Origin of the sequence: Bradyrhizobium sp. SZCCHNS1050 (assembly GCF_032484785.1) — a bacterium.
Taxonomy (GTDB): Bacteria; Pseudomonadota; Alphaproteobacteria; order Rhizobiales; family Xanthobacteraceae; genus Bradyrhizobium.
In genome coordinates this window covers 449,602-470,102 of record NZ_JAUETR010000001.1, presented here as the reverse complement: position 1 = coordinate 470,102, position 20,501 = coordinate 449,602, and the positions used below count along the sequence as shown (strand labels likewise).

General features: G+C 65.2%; 18 protein-coding genes and 2 pseudogenes. 9 read left to right on the top strand and 11 right to left on the bottom strand.

Features of this window, described 5'->3' with window-relative positions; translation table 11 throughout:
* Nucleotides 1-18: 18 nt before the first annotated feature.
* Together QX094_RS02120 and galE are read right to left on the bottom strand one after the other, a co-directional pair.
* Entirely contained in the window at nt 19-1,824 is a 1,806-nt protein-coding gene (locus QX094_RS02120) for an ABC transporter ATP-binding protein (RefSeq protein ID WP_316166166.1), read from the bottom strand.
* A gap of 102 nt (nt 1,825-1,926) precedes the next feature.
* On the bottom strand, nt 1,927-2,940 hold the full coding sequence (gene galE, locus QX094_RS02115; RefSeq protein ID WP_316187615.1) for a UDP-glucose 4-epimerase GalE: 1,014 nt from the start codon (nt 2,938-2,940) through the stop codon (nt 1,927-1,929).
* Between the two features lie 129 nt (nt 2,941-3,069).
* Between galE and QX094_RS02110 the strand changes: the two genes are divergently transcribed.
* Entirely contained in the window at nt 3,070-4,116 is a 1,047-nt protein-coding gene (locus QX094_RS02110) for a glycosyltransferase family 4 protein (RefSeq protein ID WP_316187614.1), read from the top strand.
* Here the strand turns inward: QX094_RS02110 and QX094_RS02105 are convergent.
* Genes QX094_RS02105 through waaF form a run of 3 tightly spaced genes read right to left on the bottom strand, consistent with a single transcriptional unit; the run spans nt 4,098 to nt 6,340 of the window.
* A complete protein-coding gene (locus tag QX094_RS02105) occupies nt 4,098-4,625 on the bottom strand; it encodes an HAD family hydrolase (protein WP_316187613.1) in 528 nt (175 codons plus the stop codon). The two genes, QX094_RS02110 and QX094_RS02105, sit on opposite strands and share 19 nt — an antisense overlap.
* Nucleotides 4,626-5,219, bottom strand: a complete 594-nt coding sequence (locus QX094_RS02100; RefSeq protein WP_316187612.1) for a D-sedoheptulose 7-phosphate isomerase — start codon at nt 5,217-5,219, stop codon at nt 4,626-4,628.
* A gap of 56 nt (nt 5,220-5,275) precedes the next feature.
* Entirely contained in the window at nt 5,276-6,340 is a 1,065-nt protein-coding gene (gene waaF, locus QX094_RS02095) for a lipopolysaccharide heptosyltransferase II (RefSeq protein WP_316187611.1), read from the bottom strand.
* A 148-nt stretch (nt 6,341-6,488) separates the two neighbouring features.
* On the opposite strand from waaF, the gene rfaD reads away from it, so the two are divergent.
* From rfaD to QX094_RS02075, 4 genes are read left to right on the top strand one after another with little or no spacing between them, the layout of a single operon-like run.
* Nucleotides 6,489-7,469, top strand: coding sequence for an ADP-glyceromanno-heptose 6-epimerase (gene rfaD / locus QX094_RS02090; RefSeq protein WP_315768713.1), 981 nt, complete (start codon nt 6,489-6,491; stop codon nt 7,467-7,469).
* Between the two features lie 38 nt (nt 7,470-7,507).
* The gene (rfaE1, locus tag QX094_RS02085) at nt 7,508-8,980 is read left to right on the top strand and encodes a D-glycero-beta-D-manno-heptose-7-phosphate kinase (RefSeq protein ID WP_315768711.1); all 1,473 of its coding nucleotides are present in this window, start codon (nt 7,508-7,510) and stop codon (nt 8,978-8,980) included.
* Nucleotides 8,977-10,260 (top strand): O-antigen ligase family protein, encoded by a 1,284-nt coding sequence (locus QX094_RS02080; RefSeq protein ID WP_316187610.1) that lies wholly within the window; start codon nt 8,977-8,979, stop codon nt 10,258-10,260. The genes rfaE1 and QX094_RS02080 overlap by 4 nt, the downstream gene beginning before the upstream one ends.
* Complete coding sequence (locus tag QX094_RS02075; RefSeq protein ID WP_316187609.1) at nt 10,257-12,170, top strand: nucleoside-diphosphate sugar epimerase/dehydratase; 1,914 nt, start codon at nt 10,257-10,259, stop codon at nt 12,168-12,170. The genes QX094_RS02080 and QX094_RS02075 overlap by 4 nt, the downstream gene beginning before the upstream one ends.
* A 4-nt stretch (nt 12,171-12,174) precedes the next feature.
* Here the strand turns inward: QX094_RS02075 and QX094_RS02070 are convergent, their stop codons facing one another.
* The 6 genes and pseudogenes from QX094_RS02070 to QX094_RS02040 form a co-directional block, all read right to left on the bottom strand.
* Nucleotides 12,175-13,176 carry a glycosyl transferase gene (locus QX094_RS02070; protein ID WP_315753267.1) on the bottom strand — a complete coding sequence of 334 codons (1,002 nt, stop codon included), beginning with the start codon at nt 13,174-13,176 and terminating at the stop codon, nt 12,175-12,177.
* Nucleotides 13,173-14,330, bottom strand: a complete 1,158-nt coding sequence (locus tag QX094_RS02065) for a glycosyltransferase family 4 protein (RefSeq protein WP_316187608.1) — start codon at nt 14,328-14,330, stop codon at nt 13,173-13,175. Before QX094_RS02065 ends, QX094_RS02070 begins: the two co-directional genes overlap by 4 nt.
* A 506-nt stretch (nt 14,331-14,836) precedes the next feature.
* Nucleotides 14,837-16,036, bottom strand: coding sequence for an IS256 family transposase (locus QX094_RS02060; RefSeq protein ID WP_315714240.1), 1,200 nt, complete (start codon nt 16,034-16,036; stop codon nt 14,837-14,839).
* A gap of 225 nt (nt 16,037-16,261) precedes the next feature.
* Entirely contained in the window at nt 16,262-16,534 is a 273-nt protein-coding gene (locus QX094_RS02055) for a hypothetical protein (protein ID WP_316187607.1), read from the bottom strand.
* Between the two features lie 192 nt (nt 16,535-16,726).
* The gene (locus QX094_RS02045; RefSeq protein WP_316187606.1) at nt 16,727-17,125 is read right to left on the bottom strand and encodes a hypothetical protein; all 399 of its coding nucleotides are present in this window, start codon (nt 17,123-17,125) and stop codon (nt 16,727-16,729) included.
* Nucleotides 17,126-17,191: 66 nt separating this feature from the next.
* Nucleotides 17,192-17,434 (bottom strand): annotated as a pseudogene (locus tag QX094_RS02040) (integrase core domain-containing protein); the annotation flags it as partial.
* Here QX094_RS02040 and QX094_RS02035 point away from each other — a divergent pair.
* The 4 genes and pseudogenes from QX094_RS02035 to QX094_RS02020 form a co-directional block, all read left to right on the top strand.
* A pseudogene (locus QX094_RS02035) lies at nt 17,430-17,597 on the top strand (integrase core domain-containing protein); the annotation flags it as partial. The pseudogenes QX094_RS02040 and QX094_RS02035 sit on opposite strands and share 5 nt — an antisense overlap.
* A 77-nt stretch (nt 17,598-17,674) precedes the next feature.
* Nucleotides 17,675-18,771 (top strand): IS3 family transposase gene (locus tag QX094_RS02030; RefSeq protein ID WP_316187605.1). Its coding sequence is split into 2 segments (ribosomal slippage): nt 17,675-17,927 and nt 17,927-18,771, totalling 1,098 coding nucleotides; the frame shifts between segments, so codons are not numbered across the junction.
* A 332-nt stretch (nt 18,772-19,103) separates the two neighbouring features.
* Nucleotides 19,104-19,631: a hypothetical protein gene (locus QX094_RS02025; RefSeq protein ID WP_316187604.1), complete on the top strand. Its 528-nt coding sequence runs from the start codon at nt 19,104-19,106 to the stop codon at nt 19,629-19,631.
* A gap of 180 nt (nt 19,632-19,811) precedes the next feature.
* A complete protein-coding gene (locus tag QX094_RS02020) occupies nt 19,812-20,303 on the top strand; it encodes an NUDIX domain-containing protein (protein WP_316187603.1) in 492 nt (163 codons plus the stop codon).
* Nucleotides 20,304-20,501 lie beyond the last annotated feature (198 nt).

The window sequence follows — 20,501 nt, the reverse complement described above, 5'->3', positions numbered from 1 at the left end:
TGCGGTGAAATAAGCGGGTCAGGAGGTTGCGGTCATGGGGATGACGTTAGGCCCCATGTCGCGCTGTTGCAGGCGGAAGAACGAAGCATAGCGGCCGCCACGGCGCAACAGATCGTCATGCCGGCCGCGCTCGACGATCTCGCCGGCTTCGACCACCAGGATGGCGTCGGCGTTCATGATGGTGTGCAGGCGATGCGCGATGACGATGGTGGTGCGGTTCTGGCAGAGATGCTCGATCGCCTCCTGCACCTGGCGCTCGGATTCGGAGTCCAGCGCCGCGGTGGCCTCGTCGAGCAGGATGATCGGCGCGTTGCGGATCAGCGCGCGGGCGACCGCGATGCGCTGGCGCTGGCCGCCGGAGAGCTGGGTGCCGTGCTCGCCGACCGGCGTGTCGTAGCCAAGCGGGAAGCTCATGATGAAGTCGTGCGCGCAGGCCGCCTTCGCCGCCTCGATGATCTCGGCCTCGGTCGCGCCGGGCTTGCCGAAGGCGATGTTGGCGCGGATGCTATCGCGGAACAGGTAGACGTCCTGGCCGACATAGGCGGCCTGCTCGCGCAAGCTACGGCGCGACACCTGCGCGATCGACTGGCCGTCGATCAGGATGTCGCCCGCGGTCGCCTCGTAGAACCGCAGCAGCAGCGCCAGCACCGTCGACTTGCCGCCGCCGGACGGGCCGACCAAAGCGGTGACCTTGCCGGGCTCGGCCGTGAAGCTCATGCGGTTGAGCACCGGCTCGTTGTCGCGATAGGCGAAGGAGACGTCGCGCAGCTCGATCTTGGCCTGCGTCAGCTTCAGCGCCGGCTTGTCGTCGTCCGGCTGCTCGCTGGCGGGGCTGTCGACCACTTCGAGCAGCATGCGGGCGCCGACGAGCTGGCTGTTGAGATCGATGTTGAGCCGCGCCAGCCGCTTCGCCGGCTCGGTCGCCATCAGGAAGGCGGTCATGAACGAGAAGAACTGGCCGGGCGTGGCGTTGAGCGCGACCACGGCATAGCCGCCATACATCAGGCAGCCGGCGACGGCGAAGCCGCCGAGCATCTCCATCAGCGGGTTGGAACGGTTGGAGACGCGGGCCATCTTGTTGGCGTTGCGCTCGACCACTGCGATGTTCTCGTCGATGCGGGCGCGCATCGCGTCCTCGAGCGTGAACGCCTTGACGGTGCGGATGCCCTGCAGCGATTCCTGCATGGTCTCCAGGATGTCCGCATTGCCGGTGAACTGGCTGTGGGCGAGGCCCTTGATGCGCTTGACCAGCTTGCGCAGCACCAGCATGGCCGGCGGCACGACGACGAGGCCGAGCAGCGACATCCAGGGGTCCTGCGCGACCATCACGGCGATCATGCTGATCAAGAGCAGCAGGTCGCGGCCGATCGCGTTGATCAGCATGGTCAGGACGTCGGTGATGGACTTGGCGCCGGCGGTGAGGCGTGCCAGGAACTCCGACGAGTGCCGCTCGGAGAAGAAGCCGATGCTCTCGCTCATCAGCTTCGCGAACAGCGCGCGCTGGTTGTTGGCGAGGATCGCGTTCGAGATCTTCGACAGGATCACCGCGTAGCCGTAGGTCGAGACGCCCTTGACGAACAGCAGCAGCACGGTGACGCCGGAGAGCACCGCGATGCCGGGGATGCTCTTGTCGACATAGGCCTTGTTGATGACCTGGCCGAGGATGTAGGCGGCGCCGGCGCTGGCGCCGGCCGAGACCGCCATCAGCGCGAAGGCGGTGAGATAGCGGCGCCAGTAGAGGATGCCCTGTTCCATCACGAGGCGGCGGATCAGGATCGCGGCGCCATAGGGATCGTCGGTGATCTTCTTCGGAAATTCGGCCATTCTGGTCCCTGGCCGCCGGGACAAATCGCCGGGCGGACAGCAGTGCTTGCCCGCTCGGGGCGGCTTTTTCAAGCCCCCCGGCGTCCGGCTAAGTCGTTGATTCTAGGCCGAGGCCCGCTGCAGCACGCCGCTGTGGCGTTCCAGGAACAGTTTCTCCTCCCAGGCCAGCGCATGGGCGGCGATCGTTTCCAGATCGTCATAGATCGGCGTCCAGTCGAGCAGCGCCTTCAGACGGCTGGTGTCGGCGACCATGCTCATGATGTCGCCGGGGCGCCGCGGTGCGTATTGGACGGGAATGGCGCGGCCGGAGACGCGCCGGACGGCCTCGATGGTCTCGAGCACGGAATAGCCGCGGCCGTACCCACAATTCAGCGTGACCGAGCTGCCGCCGGCGCGCAGATAGGCCAGCGCGGAGCGGTGCACCTGGGCGAGATCGCAGACATGGATGAAATCGCGGATGCAGGTGCCGTCGGGGGTCGGATAATCCGTGCCGTAGACGTCGATCTTGGCGCGCTGGCCGGTGGCGACCTCCATCGCGATCTTCATCAGGTGCGTCGCCCCGACGGTGGCAAGCCCGGCTCGTCCGAACGGATCGGCGCCGGCGACGTTGAAGTAGCGCAGCACCACGTAGTTGAGGTCATGTGCCGAGGCCACGTCGTGCAGTATGATCTCGGCCATCAGCTTCGAGGTGCCGTAGGGCGAGGTCGGACGGGTCGGCGCGCTCTCGGGCACTGGCACCTCGTCCGGATTGCCGTAGACGGCCGCGGTCGAGGAGAACACGAAGCGGCTGACGCCGCGCTTGACCGCCGCATTCAACAGGCTGCGCGTGGTCATGGTGTTGTTGCGGTAGTAGAGCAGCGGATCGCGCATCGATTCCGGCACCACGACCGAGCCCGCCAGATGGATGATGCTGTCGACGCCGTGCTGGCCGATGACGCCGTCGACGAGATTTTCATCGCCGGCATCGCCGATGAACAGCGGCACGCCGTCGGGCACGAAGGCGGAAAAGCCGCTCGAAAGGTTGTCGATCACCACGACGCTTTCGCCAGCTTCCGCCAGCGCGAGCACCATGTGGCTGCCGATATAGCCGGCGCCGCCGGTCACGAGCACGGTCATTGTTTGACGCGATCCCTGTTTGTTTCCGGCAGACTAACGCCCGCGAAATGAACGACCTGTTGCGTGCATAGCGAACTGGCGGCGATGCTTAATGTTGCGTATAGGGAACCGCTGCAATTGGAGTTGAGTGTGCAAGCCGAGCCGTTTTCCGCCGCAGATCTCGACGTGATCGTGCCCAACCTGCACCGGCGCTATTCCGGCGTGACGGCGACCAACCGGATGGTGGCGCCGAAGCTGGCGAGGCTGGTGCGCGCGGCGTGGCTCGGCTCCTACGCGCCCGAAGGGATCGCGCGGATGCGCGCGAGCGATCTGTTCAAATTGTGGGGCCGGCGGCGGCCGCTGATCTGGCATGCCCGTCGCAACGACGAGATGATCGTCGGCGTGATCATGCGGGCGCTCGGCTGGCCGTTGAAGCTGGTGTTCACCTCGGCCGCGCAGCGCCATCACAGCTGGATCACGCGCTGGCTGATCCGCCGCATGGACGCGATCATCGCGACCAGCGACATCTCGGCGTCCTATCTGAAGCGCGAAGCGACGGTGGTGACGCATGGCGTCGACACCGACGTGTATTCCCCGCCGGCGGATCGCGCCGCGGCCTTCGCCGAGAGCGGACTGCCGGGCAAATATGCCATCGGCTGCTTCGGCCGCGTCCGCGCGCAGAAGGGCAGCGACGTGTTCGTCGCGGCGATGTGCCGGCTGCTGCCGCGTTTTCCGGATTTTTCCGCGGTGCTGGTCGGCGCCGTGACGCCGGAGCAGATGCCGTTCGCGAGCGAGCTGAAGAAGCAGATCGCCGCCGCGGGCCTGGAGCAGCGCATCGTCATCACCGGCGAGCTCGACATCGCCGACGTGCAGCGCTGGTACCAGCGTCTCACGATCTACGCCTTCACCTCGCGCAACGAAGGTTTTGGTCTCACGCTGATCGAGGCGATGGCGGCAGGAGCGGCGCTGGTCGCGGCGCGCGCCGGCGCGGCGGAGATCGTGGTTGAGGATGGCGTCACAGGCGTGCTGGTCCCGCCCGGCGACGTCGATGCGCTGGTCGCAGCGCTCGAGCCATTGATGCGGGATCCGGATGCCGCACAGACGATGGGCGCGCGGGCCCGGACGCGCGTGGTGGAGAAATTCAGCCTCGAGGCCGAGGCCGACAAGATCGCAGCCGTCTATCGCCGGCTGGTCTGAGCGATGATGTCGGTGACGAACGCGTCGAGGTCGCCGCCCGCAAACAGGAAGCCGGGCAGGCCGGCCGCCTCTGCGGCGGCGATGTCGGAGGCGCGGTCGCCGATCACGAAGCTGCCCTCGCGCCTGACGGGCCAGTGCTGCATCAGGTCGAGGATCATGCCCGGCGCCGGCTTGCGCCAGGGATGCTCGCGCAGATAGCGCTCGACGGAGCCCTCGGTGTGGTAGGGGCAGTAGCGGACGTCGTCGATGACAGCCCCCTGCGCCGCGAGCTCGGCCCGCATCCAGTCGTGCAGGCCCGTGACGTCATCCTCCGAGAACAGCCCGCGCGCCACGCCGGACTGGTTGGTGAACAGGAAGACGTGATAGCCGGAGTCATTGAGCCGCCGGATCGCCTGCGCCACGTTCGGCATCCAGCGGATGCGCTCGGGCGAGCCGATGTAGTTGTCGTCGTGATTGATGACGCCGTCGCGGTCGAGAAACGCCGCCGGCTTGAGCTGAGCGGTCGTCATCTAGCCCTCGTCCTGCATCAGCGCCGCCTCGATCATCTCGCAGATGCCATGCGCCGTCGCGAGATGGATCTGCTGGATCAGCGGCGTGTCGTCGCTCGGCGCCACCAGCAGTTCGTCACACAATTCGCCCATCGCGAGGCCCTTGGCGCCGGTGAAGCCGACCGTGACCAGTCCGCGCTCGCGCGCCTTGCGCAGCGCGTTGAGGATGCTCGGCGAGCGGCCGGAGGTCGAGATCGCCAGCAGCACGTCGCCCGGTGTACCGAGCCCTTCGACCTGGCGGGCGAAGACGTGATCGAAGCCGTAGTCGTTGCCGATCGCGGTCAGCGCCGAGGTATCGGTCGTCAGCGCGATCGCGGCATAGGCGGGCCGCTCCTGCCTGTAGCGGCCGACGATCTCGGCGGCGATGTGCTGCGCGTCCGCCGCGCTGCCGCCATTGCCGACGATCAGCAGCTTGTGGCCGCCACGCAGCGCAGAGATGATTTTCGTTGCGATCCGCCCGGCACTGGCGAGCATCGCGGCATCGTCGGCCGCGCGCTCCATGGCGGCGCGGGAGCGGGCGAGATGGTTGGCGATCGGGTCGAGGGCGCGGGTCACGTGGCGGCTCAGGTTACGTCAGGGCCGGTGTATGGGGCGCAGTGTCGCTTCGCAAGCTAGTGCACGACCGGTATTGCCGCGTCGGCAAGGACCTGCTGGGCGATGGCGGCGACATCGCTCGCCGGAATGTCGCGCATGCAGCGGTGGTCGTTCATCCGGCAGACCGGCCGGTGGCAGGGCTGGCAGGGGACCTGTGTCCTGGTCTGGACCGTCGCCGCGAGGCCGTTCAGCGGCGCCCAATGGTATGGGCTGGTCGGACCGAAGATGCCCATGGTCGGCGTCCCCAGCGCCGCGGCGATGTGCATGAGCCCCGAATCATTGGAGATCGCGACGCTGGCCGCCGCCATGGCCAGGATGCCGTTGCGAAGGTCGGTTCCGGTGAGGTCGCGGACGTCCGGGCCGCCAGCGGCGACGATCTCGGCGGCGAGCGCTTTCTCGCCGGGGCCGCCGACCACCCAGACGTCGAGGCCGGCCCCGCGCAGCAGCCGGGCCGCCTCGCCGTAATAGGGCCAGCGCTTGGCGGCACCCACCGATCCCGGTGCCAGCGCCACGGCCGGGCGGTTCCCCAGGCCATTGGCCTCGCGCCAGCGCGCGACGTCCTCCGGTGGCACCCGCAGCTGCGGGACCGGCCATTCCGGCGGCAGCGGCGCCCCGTCGGGCAGCGCCAGCGCGGCATTCTTGTCGATGAAGCGGGGCAGCGCCTTCTCGCCCCAGCGCCAGCGGTTGAGCAGGCCGAAGCGGATCTCGCCGACGAAGCCCACCCGCTCGGGGATGCCGGCCAGCGCCGGTGCCAGCGCCGATTTCCAGGTCCGCGGCATCACCAGGGCGGTCCGATAGCGACGTTCGCGCAACATCGCGGCGAGCTGCCATTGTCGGCCGAGCGCCAGCCGGCTGCGCGGCAGGTCCCAGACGATGCCGGAGCGGACCCCGGGCATGTAATCGACCAGCGGCGCGCACAGCGACGTCACCAGCAGGTCGACCGGCCGATTCGGCCAGCGCTCCTTGAGCACCCGCACCACGGTGTGGCCGCGCACGAAATCGCCGATCCACATATAGGGGATGATCAGGATCGGGCTGGTGTCCGCCGCGTCCACCTCGACCTTGGCCGAATTCAAATTCATTCTTTGTCTGCCTAGCTCAGGCGCGCTGGTAGCCGCTCGGCCGCCGCAGGTAAAGTGGGCCGAGCGGGCCGTCACCAAAGCGCTTACACTTTGCCGCCGCATGCGCTACGCGAGGGCCGGGGTTTTCGGGATCAGGACGGGTTGCGGAATGTTGCTGGTGACCGGCGGCGCCGGGTTTATCGGATCGAATCTGGTCGCGGCGCTGAACGACGCCGGCCGGACCGATGTCGTGGTCTGTGACACGCTCGGCAGCGAGGGCAAGTGGCGCAACCTGGCCAAGCGGCAGCTGGCCGACGTCGTGCCGCCTTCCGATCTGGACGTCTGGCTGAAGGGGCGCCGGCTCGAGGCCGTCCTGCACATGGGCGCGATCTCCGCGACCACGGTGGTCGACGGCGATCTCGTGATGGAGCGCAACTTCCGCAGTTCCTTGCGCCTGCTCGACTGGTGTACGGCCAACACCACACCGTTCATCTACGCCTCGTCGGCGGCGACCTATGGCGACGGCGCGCAGGGCTTCGTCGATGAGCCGTCGCTGGCGGCGCTGAAGACGTTGCGGCCGATGAATCTCTATGGCTGGAGCAAGCATCTGTTCGACATGGCGGTGGCTGCGCGCGCCGAGCGCGGCGAGAGGCTGCCGCCGCAATATGCCGGGTTGAAGTTCTTCAACGTGTTCGGTCCCAACGAGTACCACAAGGGATCGATGATGAGCGTGCTGACCCGCCGCTTCGACGACATCAAGGCCGGACACACCCTGCAACTGTTCAAGTCGCACCGCGAAGGCATCGCCGATGGCGACCAGCGCCGCGACTTCATCCATGTCGACGACGTCGTCCGCGTGATGCTGTGGCTGTTGGCCTCTCCCTCCGTCTCGGGCCTGTTCAACGTCGGCACGGGCCAGGCGCGCAGCTTCAAGGACATGATGCTGGCGGCCTATGCTACGCTCGGTGCGACGCCGCGGATCGAGTACATCGACATGCCCGAAGCGATTCGCGGCAGCTACCAGTATTTCACCCAGAGCAAGGTCGACCGGCTGTTGGCGGCCGGCTACAACGGCGGCTTCACGTCGCTCGAGGATGCGGTCGCTGGCTATATCCGGAACTATCTCGATTCCGCCGACCGCTTCCGCTAGACGATCTGGTTCCGACCATTGCACCGAGACTGCCGCTGATGTTCGACTTTGACGATCTCTCGCAAGCGATCGCCCGCCAGACGGTGCTGTGCATCGGCGACCTCATGCTGGACGAGTTCGTCTATGGCGAGGTGTCGCGGATTTCCCCCGAGGCGCCGGCGCCGGTCATCGCGGTCCAGCGAAGCGAGACCAATATCGGCGGTGCCGGCAACGTCGCGCGCAACATCGCCGCGCTCGGCGCCCGCTGCATCTTCGTCGGTCTCGTCGGGCAGGATGCGGCCGGCGACCAGCTGGCGGCCGAGCTCGCCAAGGAGGGCGGCATCGAGAGCGTGCTTGTCCGTGATCCTTCGCGGCCGACGACGCGCAAGGTGCGCTTCGTCTCCGAGCATTTCTCCACCCACATGCTCCGCGCCGACTGGGAGCGCGCCGCACCGGCGGCCGGCGAGATCGAGCAGAAGCTGATCGAGGCCATCCTGCCACTGATCGCGCGGGCCGATATCGTACTGCTGTCGGACTACGCCAAGGGCGTGCTCACGGCGCGCGTGTTGCGCAACGTGATCGACGCGACGCGCAAGGCCGGCAAGCGCGTCATCGTCGATCCCAAGAGCGCGAATCTCGCGATCTATCGCGGCGCGAGCGTGCTGACGCCGAACCGCAAGGAGTTTTCGGAAGCGACCCGCAGCCGCGCCGAGACCGAACAGGAGATCGCCGCGGCCGCGCAGGACGCGATCTATCTCGCGGACTGCGAGGCGATCCTGGTGACGCAGAGCGAGCGCGGCATGACGTTGGTCCCGCGCGAGGGCGATCCGATTCACGTGCCGGCCTATCCCGTGAAGGTGCGCGACGTCTCCGGCGCCGGCGACACGGTTGTTGCCGTGCTTGCCGCGACGCTCGCGGCCGGCGCCGCCTGGGCGGATGCGTTGCGGATGGCGAGCGCCGCGGCGGCGGTGGCCGTCAGCAAGCACGGCACCGCCAGCGTGACATCGGCCGAGCTGCGCCGAAAGATCCTGCCGCATGCCTATCGTGCCGCTGAGGAGAAGATCATCGAGAGCGATGACGAGCTCGCCGCCCGCGTCGAGGTCTGGCGGGGAGAGGGCCTGCGCGTGGGCTTTACCAATGGCTGCTTCGACATTCTGCATCCCGGCCACGTCAAGGTGCTGACCGCGGCGCGCGCCGCCTGCGACCGGCTCGTGGTCGGGCTGAACAGCGATGCCTCCGTCAAGCGGCTGAAGGGCGAAAGCCGGCCCGTGCAGGACGAGCGCGCGCGCGCCGAGGTCCTGGCCGCGCTCGAGGCGGTGGACCTCGTCGCCATCTTCGCCGAGGACACGCCGCTCCGCTTGATCGAGCTGGTCCGGCCGAGCGTCCTGGTCAAGGGCGGCGACTATACGCGCGAGCAGGTGGTGGGACATGAGGTCGTCGAGGCCGGCGGCGGCGAGGTGATCCTGATCGACATCCTGAAAGGGCACAGCACGACCGCGCTGGTCGATCGCGCCCGGAGCGAGGCGCGATGAGCGCGCTGGCAGGTCATCCCGGCCCGGCGCTGCTGGCGCGCCGCTGGCGCGATCCGGCGGCGTGGCGGACGACGGTCGATGTTGTGGCGATTCTGCTGGCGGCCTCGCTGCCGTGGTCGACCTCGCTGGTGTCGATCCTCGGCGTCGTCATGCTGATCACGATGGTGCCGTTTCTCGATGTCGAGCGTCTGCTGCGGGTCCTGAAGCGGCCGATCGCGCTGGCGCCGATCGCGCTGTTCCTGCTGGCGCTGGTGGGAACGCTGTGGTCGGACGTGGCATGGGGCGCGCGGTTCTACGCGGTGGGACCTGCGGCCAAGCTTCTGGTGCTGCCCGCGCTGCTCTACCATTTCCAGCGGTCGGAGCGCGGCCTGTGGATCTTCACCGCGTTTCTCGCCTCCTGCGTGCTGATGGTCGTGGTGTCGACCGCGGTCGCGTTCAATCCTGCGCTCGCGCTCAAGGCCAATGCCGATCGCGGCATCTTCGTGAAGAACTACATCGACCAGGGCCAGGAGTTCTCGCTCTGCGCCGTGGCGCTGGCCTATCCGATCGCCCAGTTGCTGCGCGCCCGCCGCTTCCTTCCGGCCGGCCTGCTCACTGCGATCATGATCGCGTTCCTCGCCAACATGATCTTCATCGTTGTCTCGCGTACCGCGCTGGTGACGATCCCGATCCTGCTTGCGGTGTTCGGGCTGATCCACCTGAAATGGCGTGCCAACCTGCTGATCGCGGCCGTTGCCCTTGCGCTGGGCCTCGCGGCATGGACCGTGTCCCCGCAATTGCAGGGCAAGGTGGCGACGTTCACGAGCCAATATCAGGACTACAGGAACGATCGCGCGGTGACGTCGATCGGCGAGCGGCTCGAGTTCTGGCGCAAGTCGTTGCGGTTCCTGGCCGACGCGCCGCTGATCGGGCACGGCTCGGGCTCGACGCGTCATCTGTTCGAGCTGGCCGCGAGCGGGTCGCGCGACCTCTCCTCGAGCCAGGTCGTCAGCAATCCGCACAATCAGACGCTCTACGTGGCGGTCCAATGGGGGGCGCTCGGGATCGTGATTCTCTACGCGATGTGGGCCGTGCACCTTCTGTTGTTCCGCGGCGACGGGCTGGTGCCCTGGATCGGGCTGCTCGTCGTCGTGCAGAACATCTTCACCTCGCTGTTCAATTCCCACATCTTCGATTTCCACGAGGGGTGGATGTACGTGATCGGCGTCGGCGTGGCCGGCGGAATGGTGTGGCGATCGCGGACGCCGCCTGATGCTAGGCAGGGGACGCTCGAACCATGACGCGTCCGTCTCAACTGACCTACCGGAATATGCTGATTGCCGCGCATGACCTCCTGGTCAGCGTCGTCGCGCTGTTCGCGGCGTTCTATATCCGCTTCGAAGGCGCCAGCACCTTCTGGGAGCGGGTGCCGCTGCTCTTGCAGATGCTGCCGTATTTCATCGTCTTCAGCTTCGTCGTCTTCTACTTCTCGAACCTTCTGACGACGAAGTGGCGGTTCATCTCGTTGCCGGACGCGCTGAACATCGTGCGGGTCGCGACCGTGCTGACGCTGGCGCTGCTGGTTCTCGACTACATCATCGTCGCGCCTAACGTCCGCGGCACCTTCTTCTTCGGCAAGCTCACGATCATTCTCTATTGGTTCCTGGAGATCTTTGCGCTGAGCGCGCTGCGTTTCGCCTATCGCTACTTCCGCTACACGCGGGTGCGACGGCACGCGCGGTCCGAGGACGCTGCCCCCGCGCTCCTGATCGGCCGTGCGGCCGACGCGGAGGTCGTGCTGCGCGGCATCGAGAGCGGTGCGGTCAAGCGCATCTGGCCGATCGGCATTCTCTCGCCGTCGACCGCCGACCGCGGCCAATTGATCCGCGGCGTGCCGGTGCTGGGCGGCATCGACGATGTCGAGGATGTCGCGGCCGACTTCGCCCGCCGCGACCGGCCGATCGCGCGCGCCCTGATGATGCCGACGGCGTTCGATCCGGACTGTCATCCGGAAACCTTCCTGATGCGGGCGCGCCGGTTGCGCCTGATCGTGAGCCGCCTGCCGTCGCTGGAGAGCGGCGATGCGCCGAGGCTCGCGCCGGTCGCGGTCGAGGACCTCCTGCTGCGGCCGAGCGAGAAGATCGATTACGGACGTCTCGAAGCGCTGGTGCGTGGCAAGGCGGTGGTCGTCACCGGCGGCGGCGGCTCGATCGGGGCCGAGATCTGCCAGCGCGTCGTGGCATTCGGCGCGGCGCGGCTGCTCATTCTGGAGAATTCCGAGCCGGCGCTCTACGCGATCACCGAGGTGCTCGCGGCCGATCCCGAGGCTGCCGTCGCCGTCGAGGGGCGCATCGCCGACATCCGCGATCGCGACCGGGTGTTCGCGCTGATCGGCGAGTTCAAACCGGATCTGGTCTTCCATGCCGCCGCCTTGAAGCATGTGCCGATCCTCGAGCGCGACTGGAGCGAGGGCGTCAAGACCAACATCTTCGGCTCGATCAACGTGGCCGATGCCGCGGTGGCCTCAGGGGCCGAGGCCATGGTGATGATCTCGACCGACAAGGCGATCGAGCCGGTGTCGATGCTCGGCCTCACCAAGCGCTTCGCCGAAATGTACTGCCAGGCGCTCGATCGCCAGCTCGCCGACCGGCCGACGGGACGGCCGCCGATGCGGCTGATCTCGGTGCGCTTCGGCAACGTTTTGGCGTCGAACGGCTCGGTGGTGCCGAAGTTCAAGGCCCAGATCGAGGCGGGCGGTCCTGTCACGGTGACGCACCCGGACATGGTGCGCTATTTCATGACCATCCGCGAGGCCTGCGATCTCGTGATCACCGCGGCCTCGCATGCGCTGGCGCCGCAGCGCCCGGATGTCTCGGTCTATGTGCTGAACATGGGCCAGCCGGTCCGCATCGTCGAACTGGCCGAGCGCATGATTCGCCTGTCCGGCCTGCAGCCGGGCTACGACGTCGAGATCGTGTTCACGGGCATCCGGCCCGGCGAGCGCCTCAACGAGATCCTGTTTGCGAGCGAGGAGCCGCCGGTCGAGATCGGTGTCGCCGGCATCATGGCCGCCAACCCGAACGAGCCGCCGATGCCGACGCTGAAGGCCTGGATCGCGGCGCTCGATCAGGCGATCGCGCGCAATGATCCAGTGACGATCAAGTCGGTGCTGAAGGATGCGGTGCCGGAATTCGGCTCGAGCGCGGCCTGAGTCTTCAATGGCGCCGCCGCGAGAAGCGGCTCAGCACCCAGGTGACGGCGCCGAGACCGAAGACGAGCAGGATAGCGTCGGCCGTCATGGAACGCTGCGCGACCGAGATGGCTGCGAGCGTCGCAAGCACGACATTGAGGATGAACACCTCGCTGACGACGCGCGAGACGGTGAAGCCGTTATCGGTGGCCTGTTGATAGAAATGCGTGCGGTGCGCCGCCCAGAATGGCTCGCGCCGTGCCATCCGCCGCAACAGGGTGAAAGTGGCATCGATCAGATAATACAGCGGCAGCAGCAGCGCCGCTGCGACGTAGCCCTGCCAGGCAAGATGGAGCAGGCCCCAGCCGAGCAGCAGCCCGATCGGCAGGCTGCCGACATCACCGAGAAAGACCTTTGCGACGGGACGGTTGAAGGGCGCAAAGCCGAGCATGGCGCCACCCAGCGCCGCAGCGATGGCGGTCGCCGGCCAGGGCAGTTCACCGGAGAGGCCAAACAGGACGAGCGTCGCCGTGATCGGCACCGCCTCGGCCACGGTCATCAAATCGAGCCCGTCCATGAAGTTGACGAGGTTGACGAACCACAGGCCGGCGATCAGCAGCAGCGTGCGCTCGACCGCCAGCGGGATCGGAAACAGCCTGAGATCGTCAGGCGCGGTGAATACGACGAGGCCGACGGCCAATCCCTGCAGGACCAGGCGCGGCAGCACCGGGATCGGCCTGATGTCGTCGATCAGGCCGACCAGCGCCAGCATCGGCACGGCGATGAACAGCATCAGCAGCGGCGCGAAACCGGCAACGGAGGCGAACGCGCCGCCGACAACGATCGTGGCGCCGATCACGGCAATGCCGGCCCCCTGCGGCGTCGGGATCTTGTGCGACGAGCGCGCATTCGGCCGCGCCAGCGCGTAGCGTTGGAGCACTGGACGCAACAGCACGATCAGGATGGCGCACATCGCGGCCGCGAGCACGGCGATGGCGGCAAGGACCGCGGTGGGATCGGCGATCATCCGCGGACCTCTGCGGCCGAGATGAGGCGATCATAGAGCGCCACCACCGAACGGCCAATGATCCTGGCCGAGAGCTTGTCCTCGACCAGTTGACGGGCCGCCGCGCCATAACGTGCGCGCATCTCGGGCGACGCCGCCAGCTGCGCCATCGCCTGCGCGAGCGCCGCCGCATCCTCGACCGGCACGGCGAGTCCGGTCTGGTCGTGGATCGCAATCTCGCGGCAGCCGGGTGCATTGGTGGAGATCAGCGGCCGGGCGCAGGCGGCGGCCTCCAGCAGGCTGACCGGAAGTCCTTCGCGATGCGACGGCAGCACGGCCACGTGGCAGCGGCGCCAGAGCTCGGTGATGTCCTTGATCTGGCCGAGCAGGGTGATGCCGGGTTCCTTCCGCCAGGCCTCGACCTCCTCGGCCGAGACCGAGGCAGGATTGGCCGGATCAGGCGAGCCGGCGATCAGCAACTGGTCGTCGCGGCCCTGCTGGCGCAGCATGCGGTGCGCAGCGACCAGGGCGCGGACGCCCTTGTCGGTCAGCAGCCGTCCTGCGAAGCCGAAGGTGATCGGCCCGTCCGGTTCTGGCAGCGGCTGGAAGCGGTCGGTGTCGACGCCCGAGCCCGGGATCAGCGTGATCTTGTCGCCCCGGACGCCCATGGCTTGAAGCGCCTCTCGATCGTCGGGATTCTGGACCAGCACGCAGCTCGGTGTCCGGTTCATGAGCTGCGGCAGCAGCCACAGCAGGCCCTGCTTGAGCAGACGCGAGCGCCAGCTCGCCGATGTGAACACATAGCCGAGGCCGGTCATGGCGTTGACCACCGGAGTGGTGCGTCCAAGCGCGGCGAGCGAGCCGAGCACGCTCGACTGCAATCCGGAATGATGCACCACGTCGGGGCTGATCGCAGTCTCGACGGCGCGGATCGCGCGGATCGTGGGCAGGGCTGATGACGGTGACAGCCCGCCGCGTTGGAACGGGATCGGATGCAGCACGAACCGCTCGGCGGCGATCGCGGCGGCGCCGGCATTGACGTTGGTCGCGACATGCACCTCGTAGCCGGCCTCGCGCGCCGCGCGCGCCATCGGCAGGCGATGCATCAGGAAGGCGTAATCCTCGTTCGCGATGTAAAGGAGCCGGCGCGGCGCGGCAGGGGATGGCGAGGGCATTCAGATTACAACATCGACGGTCGAAGGCGCCCTATAAGGCAACCCGGCCCTTTCCGCGAGCGATTATCGCGGAATTGTCGACGATGCTGCGCATCAGTGAGCGCTCTTTGGCCGGCAAGCATCAGCGTGAGTGGTATTTAAATGCCATCGGGAGCCAGTCAGCCGTGGTCGTCACAAAGATGGAATATATCCACTGGGGTGAGCACCACCGACCGCGCACAATATTGCGCGTGGTGTGATCGCCCCACTTTATGCGCAGGGGACGGTCAGATGCGGCGGTCGCGCTGCAGGCTGGTGGCGGAGAGGCAAATTCCTGGCCGTCGTGCCACAGTACCTTTGATCAGGCCGCCGCTCTTACTGCGAAACAAAACAGGGGGCCTTTATGCGGATCCGCTTCAGCATCCTTTGAATCATCGGCGGCAAGCCATCGAAGCCTTCGCGTGATCGTGTCCCCAAGCGTGGTGTAGCTGGCGGCCCACCGCGTTCGCCGGCTGGAGCCGGGCCTGTCAGCTGGCGATAGCCGTGAGGCTGACGTTCGGATCATCGCTCAATGGCGCGATGGTTTCCAGCGTCATGTAGCGGGCGCGTTGGACCGCCCATTCATCGTTCTGTTCGAGCAGGACAGCTCCGATGAGGCGGACGATAGCGTCCTCATTGGGGAAGATGCCGACCACCTCGGTGCGCCGTTTGATCTCGCCGTTGAGGCGTTCGATCGGATTGGTGGAGTGCAACTTGGTCCGATGCTGCGGCGGGAACGTCATGTAGGCAAGCACGTCGGTCTCGGCCTCGTCGAGGAAGCCGGCAAGCTTGGGCAGCTTGGGACGGAGCTGATCGGCGACCTTGCGCCATTGGGTGCGAGCGGCCTCGGCATCGTCCTGGGCAAAGGCCGTGGCGATGAAGGCGGAGACCACGCGCCGTCCGCTCTTGCCGGCATGAGCCAGCACGTTCCGCATGAAGTGGACGCGGCAGCGTTGCCAGCTGGCGTTGAGCACCTTGGTCACGGTGGCCTTGATGCCCTCGTGGGCGTCGGACACCACCAGCTTGACGCCGCGCAAGCCGCGGCGGGCCAGCTTGCGCAGGAAGGCGGTCCAGAACGTCTCGGCCTCGGACGGCCCGATGTCCATGCCGAGAACCTCGCGCCGGCCGTCGCTGTTGACGCCGACTGCAACGATCACCGCGACGGAGACGATGCGCCCCTGCTGGCGCACCTTCACATAGGTGGCGTCGATCCAAAGATAGGGCCAGTCACCCTCGATTGGACGGCCGAGGAAGGCCTTCACTTTGTCGTCGATCTCGCCGCACAACCGACTGACCTGGCTCTTGGAGATGCCGGTCATGCCCATCGCCTGCACCAGATCGTCGACCGAACGGGTCGAGACGCCCTGAACGTAAGCCTCCTGAACCACGGCGGTGAGCGCCTTCTCGGCCATGCGCCGCGGCTCCAGGAAGCCGGGGAAATAGGAGCCCTTGCGCAGCTTTGGGATGCGCAGCTCCACCGCACCGGCGCGGGTCTCCCAGATCCGGTCGCGGTAGCCATTGCGCTGGGCCAGACGTTCGGGGCTCTTCTCGCCATAGGCAGCCCCGGTCTGGCTCTCGACCTCCAGCTCCATCAGGCGCTGGGCCGCAAAGCCGATCATCTCGCGCAGCAGATCGGCGTCTGGGGTCTTCTCTACCAGCGTGCGCAGGTTCATCATGTCTTCGGTCATCGGTGGTTCCTCGGTTGCGTTGGCGTGTCGCAACCCGATCCTACCGGAGAACTGCCGGTGACCACCGCAAAGCCGCCCGCCCACTACGGCGCTATTTGGGAGCGCGCGTCCGGGCGGCTTTGCTCCACCGAGCTACACCACCTCCGGGGACACGACCCTTCGCGTCCCAGTGTGACTGGATCCTGCCCCATAGAATGGTGTAGCTGGCGTGGTGGTCACCGGCTTTCAATTACCCACAATTTCAGCACCGATGCTGGCCCCCAGCGCGATGTCGGTCAGGCGCGATAGCCCGCGCAGCATGACGGTGTTACCTGGTGGAGGATCCTTGGCGCGTGCGAGGTAGCCGCCCAATCTCGCGACCTTCGTCAGGTAATGCGAAAGTGTTTTTCGTCGAGGTCTCGGTTTGTCGTTTACAAGGCGATCGAGAAGCGCGACTCCAGCTGCGGTCAATGCAAGAGCCGGCGGAGCCTTTGGGGCCGAGCGATTAAGCATCGTCATCCAGAAGACTCGCCAACTGATGATACAAGACCGCGATCAGGTTAGTAAGACGCTGGGCGGTCCGGAGCTTCGATTCCTCAGCTTTGCAGCTCGATTTGAGGATCTTGTGAAAGACCTCGATCTTCCATCTCAAGGCATACCATTCGAGCTTCTCGATAGCATCCGCGCGGGAGCCGACAGGCAGATCTGTGATCAGCTTCCATTCGACTTCTTTCTGTTCTTCGGAGTCACGCGCTCTTCGGCATGGATCACAGTCAAAGTCAGAGCGGGATAGCGCTTCTGCTTTCCAATAGGCGGCAGGACGCGTATCTTGCGATACCTTATTTCAAGGATGGCTTCATCGGCATTGCCATTTTTATCCCTGACGTTAACACGATGCCGGCCTTTGACGGCGACCTCGTTCATTTCATCGGCGATTGTGTGATCTCCGTCTCGGGCCAAGCGGTAAACACAAGTCCGGATCACGAAATGCGTTCTAGCTTCTTGAGCCGCACAGAAGAGCTCATAGGTGTCGCTTTCGCGATCACCGACATGGACGCATCGCCCCGGCTCTCCAGCAGCTCCGTGGATAGCCGAACATTGTCCAGCCACCGAACGCTCTCCTTCTTCTCGATGGGAACACGCGCTGGATTGATCTTCTTCTTAAGCGCGGCATCGGAGCGCAACGCGGGCCTGGGCGAGCGAGGTGAACAGCGTCTCGTTCAGCAGTTCATCCCGCAGGCGGCCGTTGAAGCTCTCGATGAAGGCGTTCTGCATGGGTTTCCCCGGTACGATGTAGTGCCAGGCGACACGGCTCTGATCGGTCCATGTCAGAATGGCATTGCTCGTGAACTCGCTGCCGTAGTCGCTCACCACCATCTTGGGCTTGCCGCGCTCGGCCACCAGCCGGTCCAGCTGCTGGCAGGCCGACTATAACGACTCTCGGCCGCACTCCCAGCTCGGATGGAAGACGCCATCCGAGTTCGCCGCCACCTGCAATCCGCGTCGGGATCTGGCGCTGCGCTATGCCGAGAGCTCCGCGCCAGCTCCCGCCGCTACGACCGCCCAGATGGGCACATCATGACCTGCCCCCATCAAATTAGGCCAGTCTGAACTGGAATTTTCCACTTATGATCCCGACCCGGGACAGAGGAGAGTTCCATGCAGGCATCGAAGTTTTCGGAGGCGCAGATCGCGTTTGTTCTGAAGCAGGCTGAGGACGGCATGGCGGTTGCGGAGGTTTGCCGCAAGGCCGGGATCAGCCAGGCGACGTATTTCAATTGGAAGAAGAAGTATGCGGGCCTGATGCCATCGGAGATGAAGCGGCTGCGCCAGCTCGAAGAGGAGAACGCCAAGCTCAAGCGGATCGTTGCGGACTTGTCGCTCGATAAGGCCATGCTGCAGGATGTGCTCTCAAAAAAGCTCTGAAGCCTGGCCGCAAGCGTGAGCTTGTCGACAAGGTGCGGGGCGACTGGAAGGTCTCGATCAGGCGGGCCTGTTCGACGCTTCGGATCGATCGCGCACTGTACGTCTACAAGTCCAAGCGTGGCGACCAGGCCGCCCTCAAAAATCGGATCAAGGACGTCTGCCAGACACGGGTGAGGTACGGATATCGCCGCGTCCATGTCCTGCTGCAACGTGCCGGTTGGGCCGTCAACGTCAAGCGCGTCTATCGTCTCTATAGGGAATTAGGCCTGCAATTGCGCAATAAAACGCCGAGGCGTCGCGTCAAGGCCAAGCTGCGCGAGGATCGTACCGACGCGTGTCAGATCAACGAGACCTGGGCGATGGATTTCGTTCACGATCAGCTTGCCACCGGTCGCAAGATCCGGGTTCTTACGATCGTCGATACCTTCAGTCGCTTTTCTCCAGCCGTCGATCCGCGCTTCAGCTATCGAGGCGAGGACGTCGTGCTGACTTTGGAACGCGTCTGCAAGGCCGTCGGCTACAAGACGATTCGCGTCGATCAGGGGTCGGAGTTCATCTCCCGCGATCTCGACATCTGGGCTTACCAGAAGAATGTCATTCTCGACTTCTCCAGACGAGGCAAACCGACAGACAACAGCTTCATCGAATCCTTCAATGGCAAGCTTCGAAACGAGTGCCTGAACACGCACTGGTTCCTGAGCCTTGACGACGCCCGGCAGAAAATGGAGGATTGGCGTAGAGACTATAACGAGGTCCGGCCACACAGCGCGATCGGCAACAAGCCGCCGATTTCGCTGTTGAATGGCTCATCGGCGCCCCCGCCGGCATGAGCCTAACCCCGGAAAATTCCAGCTCCGGCTGGCCTAGTTTTGGGGAGCACTTCACAAACCGCCCGAACGAACTCAGATCTGGATAAAACTTGGGGGCAAGGTCATCGGCCTGCAACTCCACGAGGAGAAAACGCGGTTGATCAAGTTCGGACGCTTCGCGTCCTCGGCTCGAAAAGCTCATGGCAACCCACGACCTGAAACCTTTGCCTTCCTCGGGTTCACCCGTTACTGCGGGTGGACACGAGACGGCAGCTTCATGGTAAGGCACAAGACGCAGAGCACGCGCCTCACGCGCAAGCTGACGACGGATCCGGCAGGAGGCGCGGCGACGCATGCATCAGTCCTTGGCTCATCAGCACCGCTGGCTCACCAGCGTTCTGCGCGGCCACTACACCTACTTCGGCACGCCGCACAACTGGCGGTCGCTCAACGCCTTCCGGCAAGACATCCGGCGAATCTGGTTCATGTGCCTGAAACGGCGCAGCCAGAAGAACCGCCGCATGGGTTGGGACTGGTTCGAGGAGGTGACCGCGCGTCTGCCCTACCGCTTTCGCGCATCACTCAACCCTGGACGCCACGAGGCGCCTGATGCGGGTAACTTCCGGGAAGAGCCAGGTGCGGGAAAGCCGCATGCCCGGATCTGTGAGGGCGAAGCCAAATGGCTGAGCTACTCGACCACGACCTGTGACCGCTTGCGGGCCACATCCGTGTGCCGGAGGGGATCCGGATCATCATGCAAATCTGCCGGCGCCGCCGCGGGTCGCCGCATCAGAGCTGCCGCGGTGATGCGCTACTTCTCCACCGGAGGGCTGGGGTTTTTGAAGCGTCACACCCCGCAAAGCGTCCACCCCAGCTGGTGAGGCACCTGTTCGCATCGCCAATCAATGTAGTCTCTCGGTCATCGAGAACGGATAGCTCCGGCCGAAAATGACTGCTATTGTAGAAAAGACTTGCAAAAGGGCGATTACCATACCCGTTTCCTTTACGAGGTATACGACAAGCCCTTGTCTTAGCAACTTTGGCCCTGGGTGGTCCGCGCGATGCCTATATCAACGTATTTGAAAGGTCTGCGTGCGCATGTCGGGCACGATCATGTTCTGTTGCCCGTCGTTTCTGTGTCAATTCTCGACGAACGAGGATGTGTCCTGCTAGGGAAAGATGCTGAAATGGGCTTGTGGACGCTTCCCGGAGGAGCTATCTGGCCGGGGGAGCAGCCAGCCGATGCGGCTGTTCGTGAGTGTTTTGAGGAAACTGGCTTTTTTGTCGCGATCGAGAGCTTGATAGGGGTCTTTGGCGGCCCCGAGTTCCTTGTCAAATACCGCAATGGCGATGTCTCTTTTTTCACTACGATCGCCTTCCAGGGAACGATCATCGACCAGGATCGCCAGCCCAGCATCGGTCAAATGTCTGAACTTGGCTATTTCAGCCAGTCAGATTGTGATGTCTTGACGTTATCCGACCCAACTAGATTGATCCTGAAATCGACCTTTGCTCGGGGGGAACAACCAATTTTTCAATCGCCGAATGGGTGAATTAAAGCTGCGGTGTGAGCGAATTCCAAGTCGATTCGCAGATCGCCCAATCATCGTTCTATGCGCTCTCAAACAAGCCCGCCAACCGCGCGCACGTAAGGGTATCGCCCGATTAGGTGGATGGTACGAAAGTAGTTATTTAAGCGAGTTCTACCGTTCTACCAAGTTCAGTTCACAGCAATGCGTTCGGAATCCACC